Consider the following 17,358-nt stretch of genomic DNA (forward strand, 5'->3'; position numbering starts at 1 on the left):
GCACGAAAGTGAATCCGGAGCGCGGGCTACGCTTCATGGCGTGAAGGTCCTCGTCATCGGCGGCGGCGCCCGCGAACATGCCCTGTGCCGCTCTCTGTCCCTCGACCCCGACGTCTCCGCGCTGTACTGCGCTCCCGGCAACGCCGGCATCGCCGAGGTGGCCGAGCTCCGCCCGGTCGACGCCCTCGACGGCGATGCCGTCGCCGCTCTCGCCACCGAACTCGGCGCCGACCTGGTCGTCGTCGGTCCGGAGGCCCCGCTGGTCGCCGGAGTCGGCGACGCCGTGCGCGCGGCCGGCATCCCCGTCTTCGGCCCGTCCGGCGAGGCGGCCCAGCTGGAGGGCTCCAAGGCGTTCGCCAAGGACGTGATGGCCGCGGCCGGGGTCCCGACCGCGCGCAGCTACGTCTGCACCACCCCGGAAGAGGTGGACGCCGCCCTCGACGCCTTCGGCGCCCCGTACGTCGTCAAGGACGACGGCCTCGCCGCCGGCAAGGGCGTCGTCGTCACCGAGGACCTGGCCGCCGCCCGCGCGCACGCGCTGGGCTGCGACCGGGTCGTCATCGAGGAGTACCTCGACGGCCCCGAGGTGTCCCTCTTCGCCATCACCGACGGCGTCACCGTGCTGCCGCTCCAGCCCGCGCAGGACTTCAAGCGCGCGCTCGACGGCGACGAGGGCCCCAACACCGGCGGCATGGGCGCGTACTCCCCGCTGCCCTGGGCCGACCCGAAGCTCGTCGACGAGGTCATGGAGAGCGTGCTCCAGCCGACGGTGGACGAGCTCCGCCGCCGCGGCACCCCGTTCTCCGGCCTGCTCTACGCCGGTCTCGCGATCACCTCGCGCGGCGTCCGCGTCATCGAGTTCAACGCCCGCTTCGGCGACCCCGAGACCCAGGTGGTCCTGGCCCGGCTGCGCACCCCGCTCGCGAGCGTGCTGCTGAACGCGGCCAACGGGACCCTCGACACCGAGCCCCCGCTCACCTGGCGCGAGGACGCGGCCGTCACGGTGGTCATCGCCTCGCACAACTACCCCGACACCCCGCGTACCGGGGACCCGATCGAGGGCCTGGCCGAGGTCGCCGCGCAGGACGCGCCCGAGGCGTACGTGCTGCACGCCGGGACCCGGCGCGAGGGTGACGCGGTGGTCAGCGCGGGCGGACGCGTGCTGTCGGTGACGGCGACCGGTTCCGATCTGGCGCAGGCGCGGGAGCGGGCGTATAAGGCCGTCGCGCGGATCCGGCTGGACGGCTCGCAGTACCGCACGGACATCGCCGCGAAGGCGGCGGGCGAGGTCCGCTGACAACCGCCGCCACCAGCTGACCCCCGCCGACACCCCGCCGAACCCCGCCGTCAGCCCCTGTTCAGCCGCGGTCAGCCGCTGAACAGGGGCTTCACGGACCTTGCGGGCCCGGCGCGCACCCTGGTGCGCCCGGGCCCGCGCGCATGTCCGCGTACGAGTGCATCCGGCCGCGTTCGAACGCACCCACCTTTACCCAAAGCCATTCCATCGGGTGATGGTCACCCCGTCCGCCTGACGTCCGCCCCGCCCCCAACTAGGGTGCGGCGCAAGCATTCCGGCACATGGCCCACCGGCATTGCGATGTCAGTGGCGGGTGTCACAGTGGGGGAGTGAGCAAAGCCGCCGCAGGGCAGAGGGGGTGAGGTCCGGCCGTGTCCGGAACCGGTTCGATCGTCGAAGGGGGCGCGCCGTCCGCGCGCTCCCGGGCCCTGGCCGTGCTGCGGGTCCGCAGCAGGGCGCTGGCCGCCCTCCTGCTGCCCGCCGCCGTCGCGGTGGTGCTCGTGGCCGCCCGGATGACGGGCCGGCTGCCCGCCGACCCCTGGCCCGCCGTGACCCTCGTCGCCTGCGCGGTCGCCGCGCTGGTGCTGCTGGTCGGCGGGACGTTCGCCGCGGTGGTGCTGCGGGCGAGCCCCGCCCTGACGCCGACGGTGCCGCTGGCGGAGACCGCCGCGCCCGACCTCTACCGGCTCGTGCGGGATCTCGCCGACCGGATGGACGTGCCGGCGCCTTCCGCGATAGCCCTGACCCCGGACTGCGACAGCTGGCTGGAGGACCGTACGCACGCGGCGCACCGGCGCGGCGCGGGCCGGGCCGGCGGGGCGGGCGGCATATCCGCCGGCCCCGAGACCGAGCCGGGGGCGGCCCCCGTGCTGGTGATCGGCTCCCCGTTCCTGTGGTGGATGCGGGTCGCCGAGCTCCGGGCGGTGCTGGCCCCGGTCGTCGCGGGTACCGGTCCTTCCGCGCACCCGGACATAGCCGACGCGCGAGGCTTTGTGCGCGGTCTCGACGCCGCCGTGGATGTGGGCAACCGGCGGGGCATGGGCTGGATAGCCCGGCCGGCGCGGCTGCTGCTGCGGCTGTGCCGGGAGGACGCCACCGAGATGGAGCGCGGGGTGGCCGCGGCCGCCTCCGCGCGTGCACAGGATGTGGATTACGGGCTGCGGATCCTGGCCCAGGAGCAGGTCGGGCTGGCCTACGCGGGCTGGGACCGGCTACTGACCCGGGTGGCGCTGCCCGCCTGGCGGATGGGCCGCTGGCCGGCGCACCTCGACGCGGGTGTGGTGTCGGCACTGACCGAGCTGTCCCGGCGGGACCGGCTGGCCGACGGGTACACCTCGCGACTGGGCGAGCGGCCCGCGTGTGACCTGCTGGAGCGGCCCGGCGTGATCGACGAGGCGGCCTCGCTGCTCGCCGCGCGGCTGTTCCACGGCGGCCCGGCCGAGGCCGGGCCGGACTGGGCGCCGGTGGACTGGGCGGAGTATCCGGACGAGGTCGTGGACCGCAAGTGGCGTACCGAGGCGGCCCGTCTGCATGCCGCCCTCGACGCGCTCTCCGTCCCCGCGGAACCGGTCGGGGCCCCGCCGGGGCCGACCGGGCCGACGCTGGAACGCGTGCTGGCGTACCTGACGGACCCGGGCGGGGACGGCGCGGCCGGGGAGGCTCTGGCCGGCCGGCTCAGCGCGGACCTGGCCCGGGAGGAACGGGCCGGGAGCCCGGGTAAGGCCCGCGCCGCGCACGCCCTGCCGTTGCTCCCGCTGCAGGCGCCGCGCAGCGGGCGGGATCTGCTGGCCGACCACGTGACGGCGCTGGTGTGCTGCGCGGCCGTGGACTCGGCCGGTGCCGCTCCGGGCCTGGACTGGCTGGACGGCCCGGTGCTGCTGGTCTGCGGCGACCGGCGCTCGGACCTGGCGCCGCGCGTGCTGTCCCTCGTCGAGGACGGGGATCCCCAACCCCTGCGGGGCTGGCTCACGGAGGTCGGCGTACGCCCGGAGAAGCCGGTCCGCCTGGTGTGACCCCCGCTCGCGCGGTCGCGGGATACGGCCGGTTATGGCGAACAGTGACGGAGTGCGTGCGTTATGTGATGTGCTGGGGACCGGTCGCGGGCACACTTCTCGTGAGCGGAGCGGCGGCAGCGCGGCCGTACGCCGTATCAGTGGAGTTCGGGGGAGCGAGGGAGGGGAGCGGTATGGGTGCGGACCAGATCCGGCGATGGGAATCAGGTGCGCTCGCGCACGCGGTGAACGATCCCTTCGGCCAGGGCCCCCTGCCGTGGTTCCGGGGCAGCGAGCTCTACTTCGACGACACCGGCCAGGTCGTCCCCTGGTACGTGGACCCGGCCGCGGCGGCCGGCACGGGCGGCCAGATCCCCCGCGCCCGCGGCAACGGCGGCCCCCGTACCGCCGACGACGTGCACCGGCAGATCAAGGGGTTCGCCTCCACCGGAGCCGTCGCCCCCGGCGAGGCCATCGACTTCCACATCACCGTCGACCCACCCCAGCAGTTCTCCGTGGACGTCTACCGCATCGGCCACTACGGCGGCGACGGCGCCTCCAAGATCACCACCAGCCCCCGCCTCTCCGGCATCGTCCAGCCGGCCCCCCTCACCGCCGACCGCACCGTCTCCTGCCACCACTGGTGGCTCTCCTGGCGGCTCCAGGTCCCCTCCTACTGGAACCTCGGCGCGTACGTCGCCGTCCTCACCACCGCCGACGGGTACCGGTCCCACATCCCGTTCACGGTCCGCGACGACCACCCGGCCGATCTGCTGCTCCTGCTCCCCGACATCACCTGGCAGGCCTACAACCTGTACCCCGAGGACGGCCGCACCGGGGCCAGCCTCTACCACGCCTGGGACGAGGACGGCCGTCTGCTCGGCCAGGAGGACGCGGCCATCACCGTCTCCTTCGACCGCCCCTACGCCGGCGCCGGGCTGCCCCTCCACGTGGGCCACGCCTACGACTTCATCCGCTGGGCCGAGCGCTACGGCTACGACCTCGCCTACGCCGACACCCGCGACCTGCACGCCGGCCGCATCGACCCCACCCGCTACCGCGGCCTGGTCTTCCCCGGCCACGACGAGTACTGGTCGGCCCCCATGCGCCGCACCGCCGAGCGCGCCCGCGACCACGGCACCTCCCTCGTCTTCCTCTCCGCCAACACCATGTACTGGCAGGTCGAACTGGCCCCCTCCCCCTCCGGAGTGCCCGACCGGCTCCTCACCTGCCGAAAACGCCGCGGCCCCGGCCGCCCCAGCCTGTGGCGCGAGATCGACCGCCCGGAGCAGCAACTGCTCGGCATCCAGTACGCGGGTCGCGTCCCCGAGCCCGCTCCGCTGATCGTGCGCAACGCCACGCACTGGCTGTGGGACTCCACCGGAGCCACCGAGAACGACGAACTCGACGGCCTGGTCGCGGGCGAGGCCGACCGCTACTTCCCGCGCACCCAGCTCCCCGAGCACCAGGACCGGATCCTGCTCGCGCACTCCCCGTACCTCGACGGCGACGGGCACAAGCGCCACCAGGAGACCTCCCTCTACCGGGCGCCCAGCGGGGCCCTGGTCTTCGCCTCCGGCACCTTCGCCTGGTCCCCGGCGCTCGACCGCCCCGGCCACGTCGACGAGCGGGTCCAGCGGGCCACCGCCAACCTCCTCGACCGGATCTGCAAGCGCGACTGAGCCCCGGACCGAGACCCCCTGGCGCGTGCGCGGGGTCCCGTACGGGAGAATGGGACCGCGCTCGTACAGAACCACAGGGAGACCCCGTGTCCGGATTCGTCGAAAAGCCCGAGCCGGTTCAGGTGCCCGGCCTCGTCCACCTCCACACCGGCAAGGTGCGCGACCTCTACCGCGACGAGGACGGCAACCTCGTCATGGTGGCCAGCGACCGCATGTCCGCCTTCGACTGGGTGCTCCCCACCGAGATCCCGGACAAGGGCCGCGTCCTCACCCAGCTCTCCCTCTGGTGGTTCGACCAGCTCCAGGACCTCGTCCCGAACCACGTCCTCGGCACCGAGCTGCCCGCCGGCGCCCCCGCCGACTGGGCCGGCCGCACCCTGATCTGCAAGAACCTGGAGATGGTCCCGGTCGAGTGCGTGGCCCGCGGCTACCTCACCGGCTCCGGCCTCGCCGAGTACGAGCAGACCCGTACGGTCTGCGGACTCGCCCTCCCCGAGGGCCTCGTGGACGGCTCCGAGCTGCCCGGGCCGATCTTCACCCCGGCCGCCAAGGCCGAGGTCGGCGAGCACGACGAGAACGTCTCCTACGAGGAGGTCGCGCGCACCACCGGCGCCGAGACGGCGGCGCTGCTGCGCCAGACCACCCTGGCCGTGTACGGGCGGGCCCGCGACATCGCCCGCGACCGCGGGATCATCCTGGCGGACACCAAGTTCGAGTTCGGCTTCGACAAGGACGGCACCCTGGTGGCCGCCGACGAGGTGCTGACCCCGGACTCCTCCCGCTTCTGGCCGGCCGACCAGTGGGAGCCGGGCCACGCCCAGCCCTCCTTCGACAAGCAGTTCGTCCGCGACTGGCTGGCCTCCCCGGCCTCCGGCTGGGACCGCAAGGGCGAGCTTCCGCCGCCGGCCCTCCCGCAGGACGTCGTCGAGCAGACCAGCGCCAAGTACATCGAGGCGTACGAGCGGCTGACCGGCCACACCTGGTCGTAGGACAACGAAGAAGCCCCCGGCCGTGAGGACCGGGGGCTTTCTGCACTACAGAGCGGACAACGCGACTCGAACGCGCGACATCCACCTTGGCAAGGTGGTGCTCTACCAACTGAGCTATGTCCGCATGCGCCGTAACGCGAGAACCACTATACCCAACCTCGCTCCCGTGCGAGACGCACCGCCGTGTGCCGGTTCTCGGCGCCCAGCTTCGACGCCGCCGAGGACAGGTAGTTCCGTACGGTCCCCTGTGACAGCGAGGCCCGCTCCGCGATCTCCGCTATCGGCGCCCCGTCCCCCGCCAGTTCCAGTACCTCCGCCTCGCGCGCGGTCAGCGGCGAGTCCCCCGCGCTGATCGCGTCGGCCGCCAACTCCGGGTCCACGTAACGCCCTCCGGCGTGCACGGTCCGGATCAGCTCGGCCAGCCGCTGCGCCGACACCGTCTTCGGGGCGAAGGCCCGCACCCCCGCCGCCAGCGCCCGCTTCAGGTGCCCGGGACGGCCGTGACTCGTCACGATCATGCTCTTGCAGTCGGGGAGTTCGGCCCGCAAGGCTGTGGCCACACTCACACCGTCGCTCCCCGGCATCTGCAGATCCAGCACCGCCACATCCGGGCGGTGCGCCCGCGCCATCGCCAGGGCCTCGGGACCCGAAGCCGCCTCCGCGACGACCAGCAGATCGTCCTCCAGGGCCAGCAGCGCGGCCAGCGCACCCCTGATCAGGTGCTCGTCATCGGCCAGCAGTACGCGTACGGGGCTCACGCCCGCACCTCCAGTCCTCGCAGTTGTCGGCCCGGGACCTCCGCCAGCAGCCGGAACCGGCCGCCGTCCACCGGACCCGCCGACAGGGTGCCGTCCACCACCGCGAGCCGCTCCCGCAGCCCGGCGAGCCCCGAGCCCGGCGGCCCGGTCGGGGTCTCGGGCGCCCCGTCGTTCTCCACCAGCAGCGTCAGCGTGCCCTCGTCGTCCACCGTCAGCCGGATCACACAGCTGCGCGCGTCCCCGTGCCGCAGGACGTTCGTGGTCGCCTCCCGCACCACCCAGCCGAGGGCGGACTGCACGTCGGCGGGCAGTTCCCGGCCGGCCTCGAACTCGACCCGGCAGCTCATCCCGGCGGCGCTCAGCACCCCGCGCGCGCCCTCCAGTTCCACCGAGAGGTCCGCCTCCCGGTAGCCGCGCACCACATCCCGTACCTCGCGCTGCGCCTCCCGCGCGATCCGCTGCACCTCGATCATCTGGTCCACCGCCTCGGGGCGGTCGCGGCGCGCCAGCTGCACCGCCAGCTCGCTCTTGAGCGCGATCACCGCGAGGTTGCGGCCCATCACGTCGTGCAGGTCCCGCCCGAAGCGCAGCCGCTCCTCGGCCACCGCCAGCTGTGACTGGAGCTCCCGGGCGCGGTCCAGCTCGTAGATCGCCTTCAGTAGCCAGCCGGAGAACCCGGAGGCGAAGCTGAGGAACAGGCCACTCAGCAGCACCCCGAAGACATACCCGAAGACCTCGCCCACCGGCAGGCCCAGCGCGAGCACCGCCAGGCCCGTGCCCACCGCCGAGGCCGGGGCGACGCACCACATGTGGCGGACCCGCTTCAGGCACAGCACCAGGGTTCCGGTCGCGAAGCAGGTCATGCCCAGCACCAGCATCGATGCCACGGTGTCGGCGACGTGCCCGGACTTGCGGAGCACGAGGACGGCCAGGCAGGCCGCGGCCGTCACGGCGCTCGTCACCACGGCCAACCGCACCGGGCGCTCACGTCGGCCCACGATCCAGTCCAGCGCCCTGGAGGAGAGGAAGCCGATCAGCACGGCGTGCGCGCAGACCAGCAGGAAGAGCGAGAGCGAGACCGCCGGCGAGGAGGTCCGACCGTCGGCGGAAGCGACCGCGGACAGCCCGAACGACATGATCTCGATGAGGACGAAGAGGTGGAAGGACCAGCGCGTGTACAGCTCGACCTTCGCCGCGCTGCTGCGATTCCTCCACCACCCGGTCAGCTTCGACACGACCCCGGCCCCCCGACTTCGTTCCCAGCGGCGCGGTTCCCACCGGAACCACTTCTGGACAGCAAACACCGTGATCATGATCCAGGCCAGCGTCAGTCATGACTCAAGGCTCGCGGTGACCCGACCGGGTCGGCAGTGGGCGCTGTCATAACCCGCGATGACATTTGTCAGGGTGTCCGGGGTCACACGCGGGGGAAAGCGGGGGGAACACGAAGAAGGCCCCGATCGCAATGATCGGGGCCTTCTTGCATACAGAGCGGACGACGCGACTCGAACGCGCGACATCCACCTTGGCAAGGTGGTGCTCTACCAACTGAGCTACGTCCGCATGCAGTGCACTGCCGGGGCAGTACGAGCATCACTGTACCCGATTCACCGTAGTGGTCGGAAAGCGATGCAGAGCGGGTGACAGGGATCGCACACTGCGCCTCCCCCCTGGAAGGGGGGTGTTCTGCTACTGAACTACACCCGCACGACGTTCGGGGCTTTGACCTGCGGTCTGGCCCCTCGGCGTGATCCACACACTAGCCGATCGGAGGGGGTGGATGGCAAATCGGCCCTCAGTGAGCTTCGTTGTAGGCCTCGTAGACCCGCTTCGGGATGCGGCCGCGCGGCGGCACGTCGAACTGGTTCGAGCGTGCCCAGGCCCGTACGACGGCCGGGTCCGGCGCGATCGCCGTGTGCTTGAACGCCTTCCCCGAGCGGGACTGGCGGCGGGCGGCGGCCACGAAGGGAGCCAGGCTCTCCCGCAGTTTCTTTGCGTTGGCCTCATTGAGGTCGATCTCGTACGTCTTACCGTCAAGAGCGAACACGACCGTTTCCGACGCTTCTCCGCCATCGATGTCGTCGGAGATCGTGACTACTACGCGCTGCGCCACGGATATCGGTCCCTTCGTGCGACCTCGCCACGTGCTGACGTGCGGTGATGTCGACTGTGTGGATGTTTCGGAGCAATGCAACTTTCGGCAGGAATGCCGAGGGATTCCTTTGTACCGCGATTCCCTTTAAATTGCGAAGCCCAGTTAATTCTCTCCGCGTGTCCCGCCGCAATCCCGGGTGCGTGGTTTTCCGGAGGATTTTGCGAAGCGTTGGTGAAGCCGAAACCGCTCGGAGATCGCGGCCGCCCGATATCTACCCGCGTAGAAATTTTGGCCGGGTACGCTGAGGGAACCGCCTTCGCACCAACCACCTCATCGGGAGTGCCAGTGGCACGCGTCGTAGTCGACGTCATGCTCAAGCCGGAGATCCTCGACCCCCAGGGCCAGGCGGTGCAGCGTGCACTGCCGCGCCTGGGCTTCGAGGGCATCGCCGACGTCCGCCAGGGGAAGCGTTTCGAGCTGGAAGTCGAGGGACCGGTCGACCAGGCCGCCCTCGACCGCATCCACAAGATGGCCGAAACGTTCCTCGCCAACACCGTCATCGAAGACTTCACCGTGAAGGTCGAGGCCTGACGGTGACCACTCGCATCGGAGTCGTCACGTTCCCCGGAACGCTCGACGACCGTGACTCGCTGCGCGCCGTCCGCCTCGCGGGGGCGGAGCCGGTCTCGCTGTGGCACCGCGACAAGGACCTGCACCAGGTCGACGCGGTCGTCCTCGCGGGCGGCTTCTCCTACGGGGACTACCTGCGCGCCGGAGCCATCTCCCGCTTCTCGCCGGTGATGGAGACCATCATCGAGCAGGCCAAGGCCGGCATGCCCGTCCTCGGCATCTGCAACGGCTTCCAGATCCTCACCGAGGCCCACCTGCTGCCGGGGGCGATGCTCCGGAACACCGACCTGCACTTCATCTGCCGCGAGCAGAAGCTGAAGGTGGAGAACGCGGAGACCGCGTGGACCGGCGACTACACCGCCGGCCAGGAGATCTCCGTACCGCTCAAGAACATGGACGGCCGGTACGTCGCCGCCGAGCGCGTGCTCGACGAGCTGGAGGCCGAAGGCCGCGTGGCCTTCCGGTACCTCGACGGCAACCCCAACGGCTCGCTGCGCGACATCGCCGGTATCACCAACGCCGCGGGCAACGTCGTCGGCCTCATGCCGCACCCCGAGCACGCGGTCGAGCCGCTGATCGGGACGGGCCGCACCGACGGCCTCCCGTTCTTCACCTCGGTACTGAAGAAGCTGGTCTCCGCATGAGCCTCGACACCGTAAAGAACGCCACCGAGACGCCGGACGCCTCCCAGCCCTGGAAGGAACTCGGCCTCAAGGAGGACGAGTACGCCCGCATCCGGGAGATCCTCGGCCGCCGGCCCACCGGCGCCGAGCTCGCCATGTACTCGGTCATGTGGTCCGAGCACTGCTCGTACAAGAGCAGCAAGGTCCACCTCGCCCAGTTCAGCGAGAAGAAGCCCGCGAGCGACGCCATGCTCGTCGGCATCGGCGAGAACGCCGGCGTCGTCGACGTCGGCCAGGGCTACGCGGTCACCTTCAAGGTCGAGTCGCACAACCACCCCTCGTACATCGAGCCCTACCAGGGCGCGGCCACCGGCGTCGGCGGCATCGTCCGCGACATCCTCGCCATGGGCGCCCGCCCGGTCGCGGTCGTGGACCCGCTGCGCTTCGGCGCGGCCGACCACCCCGACACCAAGCGCGTCCTGCCGGGCGTGGTCGCGGGCATCGGCGGCTACGGCAACTGCCTGGGCCTGCCCAACATCGGCGGCGAGGTCGTCTTCGACGCCTGCTACCAGGGCAACCCGCTCGTCAACGCCGGCTGCATCGGCGTGATGAAGCACGAGGACATCCACCTCGCCAAGGCCTCCGGCCCCGGCAACAAGGTCATCCTCTACGGCGCCCGCACCGGCGGCGACGGCATCGGCGGCGTGTCCGTACTGGCCTCGGAGACCTTCGACGACTCCAAGCCGACCAAGCGCCCCGCGGTCCAGGTAGGCGACCCCTTCCAGGAGAAGCTCCTCATCGAGTGCACCCTGGAGATCTTCAAGGAGAAGCTGGTCGCCGGCATCCAGGACCTCGGCGGCGCCGGGCTCTCCTGCGCCACGAGCGAGCTGGCCTCCGCCGGTTCCGGCGGCATGCGCGTCGAGCTGGACACCGTCCCGCTGCGCGACGCGACCCTCTCGCCCGAGGAAATCCTCATGAGCGAGTCGCAGGAACGCATGTGCGCGATCGTCGAGCCGCAGCACGTCGCGCGCTTCATGGAGATCTGCGAGAAGTGGGACGTCATCGCCACCGTCATCGGTGAGGTGACCGACGGCGAGCAGCTGGAGATCTACTGGCACGGCGAGCTGATCGTGGACGTGCCCCCCGGCACGGTCGCCCACGAGGGCCCGACCTACCACCGCCCCTACGCGCGCCCCTCCTGGCAGGACGCGCTCCAGGCGGACGACGCGGGCAAGCTGGCCCGGCCGCAGACCTCCGAGGAGCTGCGCGCGCAGGTCCTCGCCCTGGTCTCGTCCCCGAACCAGGCCTCGAAGTCCTGGGTCACCGACCAGTACGACCGCTTCGTGCAGGGCAACACCGTCCTCGCGCAGCCCGAGGACGCGGGCATGGTCCGTATCGACGCGGACACCAACCTCGGCGTGGCCATGGCCACCGACGGCAACGGCCGCTTCGCCAAGCTCGACCCGTACACGGGCGCGCAGCTGGCGCTGGCCGAGGCGTACCGCAACGTCGCCGCGACCGGCGCGAAGCCGCTCGCGATCTCCGACTGCCTGAACTTCGGCTCCCCCGAGGACCCGGACGTCATGTGGCAGTTCGCCGAGGCCACCCGCGGTCTCGCGGACGGCTGCCTGGAGCTGGGTACCCCGGTGACCGGCGGCAACGTCTCGCTCTACAACCAGACGGGCGACACCGCGATCCACCCGACCCCGGTCGTGGCGGTCCTCGGTGTGATCGACGACGTCAACCGCCGTACGCCGATGGCGTTCGCGGAGGCCGGCCAGCTGCTGTACCTGCTGGGCGACACGGCCGAGGAGTTCGGCGGCTCGGCCTGGTCGCAGGTCGTCCACGACCACCTGGGCGGCATGCCGCCGAAGGTGGACCTGGGCCGCGAGAAGCTGCTGGGCGAGATCCTGATCTCGGCCTCGCGCGACGGCATGATCGACGCGGCGCACGACCTGTCGGACGGCGGCGTCATCCAGGCGCTGACCGAGTCCTGCCTGCGCGGCGGCAACGGCGCGCGCGTCGTGGTCCCGGAGGGCCTGGACGCGTTCACCTTCCTGTTCTCCGAGTCGGCCGGCCGGGCCATCGTGTCCGTCCCCCGCAGCGAGGAGCTCCGCTTCACCGACATGTGCGGCGCGCGGGGCCTGCCGGCCACCCGCATCGGCGTGGTGGACGGCGAGGAGATCGAGGTCCAGGGCGAGTTCACCCTCCCGCTGGCCGAGCTCCGCGAGGCCCACGAGGCGACGATCCCGGCGCTGCTCGCCTGATCGCGTCTGCCGTACGTGTACGAGCCCCCGTCCGGATCCCTTCCGGGCGGGGGCTCGCGCGTGGGGGCGCCCGAGGTGCGCGAGGCCGCGGTGGCGCGGCTGCGGCGGCGGCGACTGATCGGGCAGACTCCCGGCATGGCACCCAAGACCCGCAGGTACGACCCCGCCAAGATCAGGGCGGCCGTGACCGCGCAGTTCGGCCATGTCGCCGACGCCGTCGCGGAGCTGACGCCTGAGCAGCTGGCACGACCCAGCGGGCTCGGGGACTGGACCGTGGCCGACCTCTGCGCGCACACCGCGTGGATCGCCGACTCGCTGGCCGCCGGTCTGGAGCGGCCGCCCGCCGTCGTCGCCGAGCTCACCGCCGTGGAGTGGCCCTCCGCCACCGTGTCCGTCGCGGGGCGGATCGCCGAGGCGGCGAGGGAGAGCCTGGAGGAGGGACCGCTGCCGGAGCTGTTCGAGCGGGCCGCCACCCGCATGGCCGAGGCGCTCGACGCGAACCTCGACGACCGGGTGCTGAACCTGTGGATCGGGGCCATGACACTGGCCGACTTCCTGGTCACCCGGACCGTGGAGCTCGTGGTGCACACCGATGACCTCAACCGGGCCGCCGGCCTGGACATCCCGATCGAGCGGCAGGCCCTGGCCGCCTGCACCCGGCTGCTCGCCGACGCCCTCGCGGTGACCGCCCCGGGTGGCTCGGTGGAGGTACGGGTCCCGCCGTTCGCGGTGGTCCAGTGCGTGGAGGGGCCCCGGCACACGCGCGGTACCCCGCCGAACGTGGTGGAGACCGACCCGCTGACCTGGATCCGGCTCGCGACGGGCCGTACGGACTGGGCCGAGGCCGTGTCCGAGGCGCGGGTGAGGGCCAGCGGGGAGCGCGCCGACCTGTCCCGGCTGCTCCCGCTGATGGGCTGAACCCTCGCCGCCCGGCCCCTCGCCGCCCGGCGGACCGACCGCCCGGCTGACCCGCGTGACCGTGCCGATCGCCGGCGGCTGGGCGGAACCGCCGGAGCGGGCCGTCCCGTGCCGGTCGCCGGGCGGAGCCGCCGGAGCGGGCCGTCCCGTACCGATCGCCGGTCGCCGTGCGGCCGGGCGGAGCCACCGGAGGGGGCTCGCCCGTGCCGAGCGCCGAGCGCCGAGCGCCGAGCCGCCGGGACGCCGGGCGGAACCGGTGGAGCGGGCCGTCCGTCCAAGGGGCATGCGTACCTTCAGGCGCGTCCCCACCGTCCCTGTCATCCTCGTCGCGCTCGTGCTCGCCGCCGCAGCCGCCGGCTGCGGTGACGGCAGCGCCGCCCTGAGCGCGCAGAGCCCGCACACCGCGACCGGCACGGTCACGCTCACCCCACCGGTCCCGGACGCCCCGCTCATAGCGACCGAGTGGACGGTGGACTCCCTGCTCAGCGGTGAGAGCGCGGCCCCCGTCCCCGCCGGGGCGGCCGGCCGGGCCCGGTTCACGATCTCCGCCGACGGCACTGCGAGCGGCAACCTCGGCTGCAACCGGTTCAACGCCAAGGCCACCGTCGAGGGCCCCACGCTCACCCTCGGGCCGCTCACCATGACCCGGATGGCCTGCCTGGGCGACGCGGGCGAGGTCGAGCGGGCGCTGACCGAGCTGTTCGGCAGCGGCCCGCTCGCCTGGAGGATCCAGGGCCAGGCCCTGACCCTCACCGCGCCCGACGGAAAGGGCCTGGGCGCCCAGGCCGCCTCCGCCGTCGAGTGACCCGGCTCAGCCGGGGTACGGAAGCAGCCCCGCGCCCGTGAACCGGACGCTCTCGCGGGGCCAGTCGGTCCAGGCTCGGGGGCCCCCGCGAAGGCACGCCGGGAAAGGGTCGCTTCGTACGAAGCCACAAGTACTCCAGAGCGCGGCCCGCCGGCCCGCGCACGGCCCGGCCGGGTGGGCTCAGGCAGGGCAGAGAGGCAGGGCGGGGAAGGCCGGCGCGGAACACCGCAACAGGGGCCGCCGCGAGGGGAAACGCCGGAAAAGGGAAGGCGGCGCACGACGGCGCGCGGCGGGGCTGCGCCCGGGAGCGACAGATGGCGCTCGCGACACGGACGAGGTCCACGGGCCGGTGCTCGACGAGGGTGACGGTGCGGTCACCGAGAGGCTGCACGGGCCGGCAGGTTGTACGAATCCACAGGACCGGTCAAACAAGGACATTCCGGATCTAGACGGTCACCCTCCGCAGGGGTTACCGGACTGTCCGCACTGTGACTTTTACGGGCAGTCCCCAATTCGGACCAGTGGTCGATCTCGCCTACACTCGGAGGCGTGCCTCGTGGTGATGGACGACTCAACCACGACCTGCTCCCCGGAGAAAAGGGCCCCCAGGACGCTTGCGGCGTCTTCGGTGTCTGGGCTCCGGGTGAAGAGGTCGCCAAGCTCACCTACTTCGGACTGTATGCACTGCAGCACCGCGGACAAGAGTCCGCGGGAATCGCTGTGAGCAACGGTTCCCAGATCCTCGTCTTCAAGGACATGGGCCTAGTTTCCCAAGTCTTCGACGAAACCTCTCTCGGCTCGCTCCAAGGTCATATCGCGGTCGGTCACGCCCGCTACTCGACCACCGGAGCCTCCGTCTGGGAGAACGCCCAGCCGACTTTCCGCGCGACCGCCCACGGCTCCATCGCCCTGGGTCACAACGGCAACCTGGTGAACACCGCCGAGCTCGCCGAGATGGTCGCCGACCTCCCCCGTCAGGACGGCCGCGCCACCCAGGTGGCGGCCACCAACGACACCGACCTCGTGACGGCCCTGCTGGCCGGCCAGGTCGACGACGACGGCAAGCCCCTGACGATCGAGGAGTCGGCCACCAAGGTCCTCCCGAAGGTCAAGGGAGCCTTCTCGCTGGTCTTCATGGACGAGGGGACCCTCTACACCGCCCGTGACCCGCAGGGCATCCGCCCGCTGGTCCTCGGCCGCCTGGAGCGCGGCTGGGTGGTCGCGAGTGAGACCGCCGCCCTCGACATCTGCGGCGCCAGCTTCGTCCGCGAGGTCGAGCCGGGCGAGCTCATCGCGATCGACGAGAACGGCCTGCGCACGTCGCGATTCGCGGAAGCGAAGCCCAAGGGCTGTGTCTTCGAGTACGTCTACCTGGCGCGCCCGGACACCGACATCGCCGGCCGGAACGTCTACCTCTCGCGTGTCGAGATGGGCCGGCGCCTGGCCAAGGAAGCCCCCGCCGACGCCGACCTGGTGATAGCGACGCCGGAGTCCGGCACGCCCGCCGCCGTCGGATACGCCGAGGCCAGCGGGATTCCGTTCGGCGTCGGCCTGGTCAAGAACGCCTACGTCGGCCGGACCTTCATCCAGCCCTCGCAGACGATCCGCCAGCTTGGCATCCGCCTGAAGCTCAACCCGCTCAAGGAAGTCATCCGGGGCAAGCGCCTGGTGGTCGTCGACGACTCGATCGTCCGCGGCAACACCCAGCGCGCCCTCGTCAAGATGCTCCGCGAGGCTGGCGCGGCCGAGGTCCACATCCGGATCTCCTCGCCGCCGGTGAAGTGGCCGTGCTTCTTCGGCATCGACTTCGCCACCCGGGCCGAGCTGATCGCCAACGGCATGACGGTCGACGAGATCGCCACGTCGCTCGGCGCGGACTCGCTCTCGTACATCTCGCTCGACTCGATGATCGAGGCGACGACCATCCAGAAGCCCAACCTCTGCCGTGCCTGCTTCGACGGCGAGTACCCCATGGAGCTGCCCGACCCGCAGCTCCTGGGCAAGCAGCTCCTGGAGAGCGAGCTCGCGGGCGGCACCGACGCCGCCGACGCGCTCCGCCGGCCGTAACCCCGTCAGCCGTGGGCCCGTAGCCCGGGCTCGAACGGTTCAACCTGCGCCGGGCCCTGTCTTTCAAGCTTTCAAGCCGAAGGAAAGACATGGGGCCCAGGGCCCGGCACCACACGCAGTAACGACACGAAAGCTCTCTCCTGTCATGACAGAGAAGACCACCGGTGCCAGCTACGCAGCCGCAGGCGTGGACATCGAAGCGGGAGACCGCGCCGTCGAGCTGATGAAGGAGTGGGTGAAGAAGACGCAGCGCCCCGAGGTCCTCGGCGGCCTCGGCGGCTTCGCCGGCCTCTTCGACGCCTCCGCCCTCAAGCGCTACGAGCGCCCGCTGCTGGCCTCGGCCACCGACGGGGTCGGCACGAAGGTGGACATCGCCCGCCAGCTGGGCGTGTACGACACCATCGGCCACGACCTGGTCGCGATGGTCATGGACGACATCGTCGTCTGCGGCGCCGAGCCGCTCTTCATGACCGACTACATCTGTGTCGGCAAGGTCCACCCCGAGCGTGTCGCGGCGATCGTCAAGGGCATCGCCGAGGGCTGTGTCCTCGCCGGCTGCGCCCTGGTCGGCGGCGAGACCGCCGAGCACCCGGGCCTGCTGGGCCCGGACGACTTCGACGTGGCGGGCGCCGGCACCGGTGTCGTCGAGTACGACCGGCTGCTGGGCGCGGATCGCATCCGTACGGGTGACGCCGTCATCGCGATGGCGTCCTCCGGCCTTCACTCGAACGGGTACTCGCTGGTCCGGCACGTCCTCTTCGACCGCGCCGGGATGTCGCTCGACCAGCACGTCGAGGAGCTCGGCCGGACCCTCGGTGAGGAGCTCCTGGAGCCCACCAAGATCTACTCGCTGGACTGCATGGCCCTCACCCGTACGGCCGAGGTGCACGCGTACTCGCACATCACCGGCGGCGGCCTCGCGGCCAACCTGGCCCGGGTGATCCCGGACCACCTGCACGCCACGGTCGACCGCGGCACCTGGACCCCCGGCGCGGTCTTCGACCTGGTCGGCAAGGCCGGGCAGGTGGAGCGGCTGGAGCTGGAGAAGACCCTGAACATGGGCGTCGGCATGATGGCCGTGGTCCCGCAGGAGTCGGTGGACGTGGCCCTGACCGCGCTGGCCGACCGGGGCGTGGACGCCTGGGTCGCGGGAGAGATCCTGGACCGGGGCGACCACACCGAGGGCGCGACCCTGACCGGCTCCTACGCGAGCTGACGCGAGCTGAGCAGCACTGA

Annotated in this window: 14 protein-coding genes and 3 tRNA genes; 11 read left to right on the forward strand and 6 right to left on the reverse strand. The window is 71.8% G+C overall.

Features of this window, described 5'->3' with window-relative positions; genetic code table 11:
• The first annotated feature begins 40 nt into the window (after positions 1–40).
• The 4 genes from purD to MTF65_RS16050 all read left to right on the forward strand — a co-directional run bounded on the left by purD (position 41) and on the right by MTF65_RS16050 (position 5,959).
• Entirely contained in the window at positions 41–1,297 is a 1,257-nt protein-coding gene (gene purD, locus MTF65_RS16035) for a phosphoribosylamine--glycine ligase (protein WP_243629364.1), read from the forward strand.
• Positions 1,298–1,668: 371 nt separating this feature from the next.
• Positions 1,669–3,309 (forward strand): hypothetical protein, encoded by a 1,641-nt coding sequence (locus MTF65_RS16040; RefSeq protein WP_243629365.1) that lies wholly within the window; start codon positions 1,669–1,671, stop codon positions 3,307–3,309.
• A gap of 173 nt (positions 3,310–3,482) precedes the next feature.
• Positions 3,483–4,970, forward strand: a complete 1,488-nt coding sequence (locus MTF65_RS16045) for a N,N-dimethylformamidase beta subunit family domain-containing protein (RefSeq protein WP_243629366.1) — start codon at positions 3,483–3,485, stop codon at positions 4,968–4,970.
• A gap of 86 nt (positions 4,971–5,056) precedes the next feature.
• The gene (locus MTF65_RS16050) at positions 5,057–5,959 is read left to right on the forward strand and encodes a phosphoribosylaminoimidazolesuccinocarboxamide synthase (protein WP_243629367.1); all 903 of its coding nucleotides are present in this window, start codon (positions 5,057–5,059) and stop codon (positions 5,957–5,959) included.
• Between the two features lie 51 nt (positions 5,960–6,010).
• On the opposite strand, the gene MTF65_RS16055 is transcribed toward MTF65_RS16050, so the two are convergent.
• From MTF65_RS16055 to MTF65_RS16080, 6 genes are all read right to left on the reverse strand, one after another.
• Positions 6,011–6,083, reverse strand: a tRNA-Gly gene (locus tag MTF65_RS16055).
• Positions 6,084–6,105: 22 nt separating this feature from the next.
• Complete coding sequence (locus tag MTF65_RS16060; RefSeq protein WP_243629368.1) at positions 6,106–6,717, reverse strand: response regulator transcription factor; 612 nt, start codon at positions 6,715–6,717, stop codon at positions 6,106–6,108.
• Positions 6,714–7,952: a sensor histidine kinase gene (locus tag MTF65_RS16065; RefSeq protein WP_243629369.1), complete on the reverse strand. Its 1,239-nt coding sequence runs from the start codon at positions 7,950–7,952 to the stop codon at positions 6,714–6,716. The genes MTF65_RS16060 and MTF65_RS16065 overlap by 4 nt, the downstream gene beginning before the upstream one ends.
• 255 nt (positions 7,953–8,207) lie before the next feature.
• Positions 8,208–8,280, reverse strand: a tRNA-Gly gene (locus MTF65_RS16070).
• Between the two features lie 72 nt (positions 8,281–8,352).
• A tRNA-Gly gene (locus MTF65_RS16075) sits at positions 8,353–8,424 on the reverse strand.
• Positions 8,425–8,512: 88 nt separating this feature from the next.
• Complete coding sequence (locus MTF65_RS16080) at positions 8,513–8,830, reverse strand: Lsr2 family protein (protein WP_243629370.1); 318 nt, start codon at positions 8,828–8,830, stop codon at positions 8,513–8,515.
• A gap of 321 nt (positions 8,831–9,151) precedes the next feature.
• Between MTF65_RS16080 and purS the strand changes: the two genes are divergently transcribed.
• The 7 genes from purS (at position 9,152) to purM (ending at position 17,338) form a co-directional block, all read left to right on the forward strand.
• Positions 9,152–9,403: a phosphoribosylformylglycinamidine synthase subunit PurS gene (gene purS / locus MTF65_RS16085; protein ID WP_008740952.1), complete on the forward strand. Its 252-nt coding sequence runs from the start codon at positions 9,152–9,154 to the stop codon at positions 9,401–9,403.
• A gap of 2 nt (positions 9,404–9,405) precedes the next feature.
• Positions 9,406–10,086: a phosphoribosylformylglycinamidine synthase subunit PurQ gene (gene purQ / locus MTF65_RS16090; RefSeq protein WP_243629371.1), complete on the forward strand. Its 681-nt coding sequence runs from the start codon at positions 9,406–9,408 to the stop codon at positions 10,084–10,086.
• On the forward strand, positions 10,083–12,332 hold the full coding sequence (gene purL / locus MTF65_RS16095) for a phosphoribosylformylglycinamidine synthase subunit PurL (protein WP_243629372.1): 2,250 nt from the start codon (positions 10,083–10,085) through the stop codon (positions 12,330–12,332). The genes purQ and purL overlap by 4 nt, the downstream gene beginning before the upstream one ends.
• 135 nt (positions 12,333–12,467) lie before the next feature.
• Complete coding sequence (locus tag MTF65_RS16100) at positions 12,468–13,250, forward strand: maleylpyruvate isomerase family mycothiol-dependent enzyme (protein WP_243629373.1); 783 nt, start codon at positions 12,468–12,470, stop codon at positions 13,248–13,250.
• A gap of 283 nt (positions 13,251–13,533) precedes the next feature.
• Entirely contained in the window at positions 13,534–14,055 is a 522-nt protein-coding gene (locus MTF65_RS16105; RefSeq protein WP_243629374.1) for an META domain-containing protein, read from the forward strand.
• Positions 14,056–14,604: 549 nt separating this feature from the next.
• Entirely contained in the window at positions 14,605–16,122 is a 1,518-nt protein-coding gene (gene purF, locus MTF65_RS16110; RefSeq protein WP_243629375.1) for an amidophosphoribosyltransferase, read from the forward strand.
• Positions 16,123–16,267: 145 nt separating this feature from the next.
• Positions 16,268–17,338: a phosphoribosylformylglycinamidine cyclo-ligase gene (gene purM, locus MTF65_RS16115; protein ID WP_243629376.1), complete on the forward strand. Its 1,071-nt coding sequence runs from the start codon at positions 16,268–16,270 to the stop codon at positions 17,336–17,338.
• Positions 17,339–17,358 lie beyond the last annotated feature (20 nt).

It is taken from the genome of Streptomyces sp. APSN-46.1 (assembly GCF_022815725.1).
Classification (GTDB): Bacteria; Actinomycetota; Actinomycetes; order Streptomycetales; family Streptomycetaceae; genus Streptomyces.

Coding starts and splice junctions, on each gene's coding strand:
- MTF65_RS16045 (WP_243629366.1), top strand. CDS start 3,483: ATGGGTGCGGACCAGATCCGGCGATGGGAATCAGGTGCGCTCGCGCAC.
- purL (WP_243629372.1), top strand. CDS start 10,083: ATGAGCCTCGACACCGTAAAGAACGCCACCGAGACGCCGGACGCCTCC.
- MTF65_RS16100 (WP_243629373.1), top strand. CDS start 12,468: ATGGCACCCAAGACCCGCAGGTACGACCCCGCCAAGATCAGGGCGGCC.
- MTF65_RS16105 (WP_243629374.1), top strand. CDS start 13,534: ATGCGTACCTTCAGGCGCGTCCCCACCGTCCCTGTCATCCTCGTCGCG.
- purM (WP_243629376.1), top strand. CDS start 16,268: ATGACAGAGAAGACCACCGGTGCCAGCTACGCAGCCGCAGGCGTGGAC.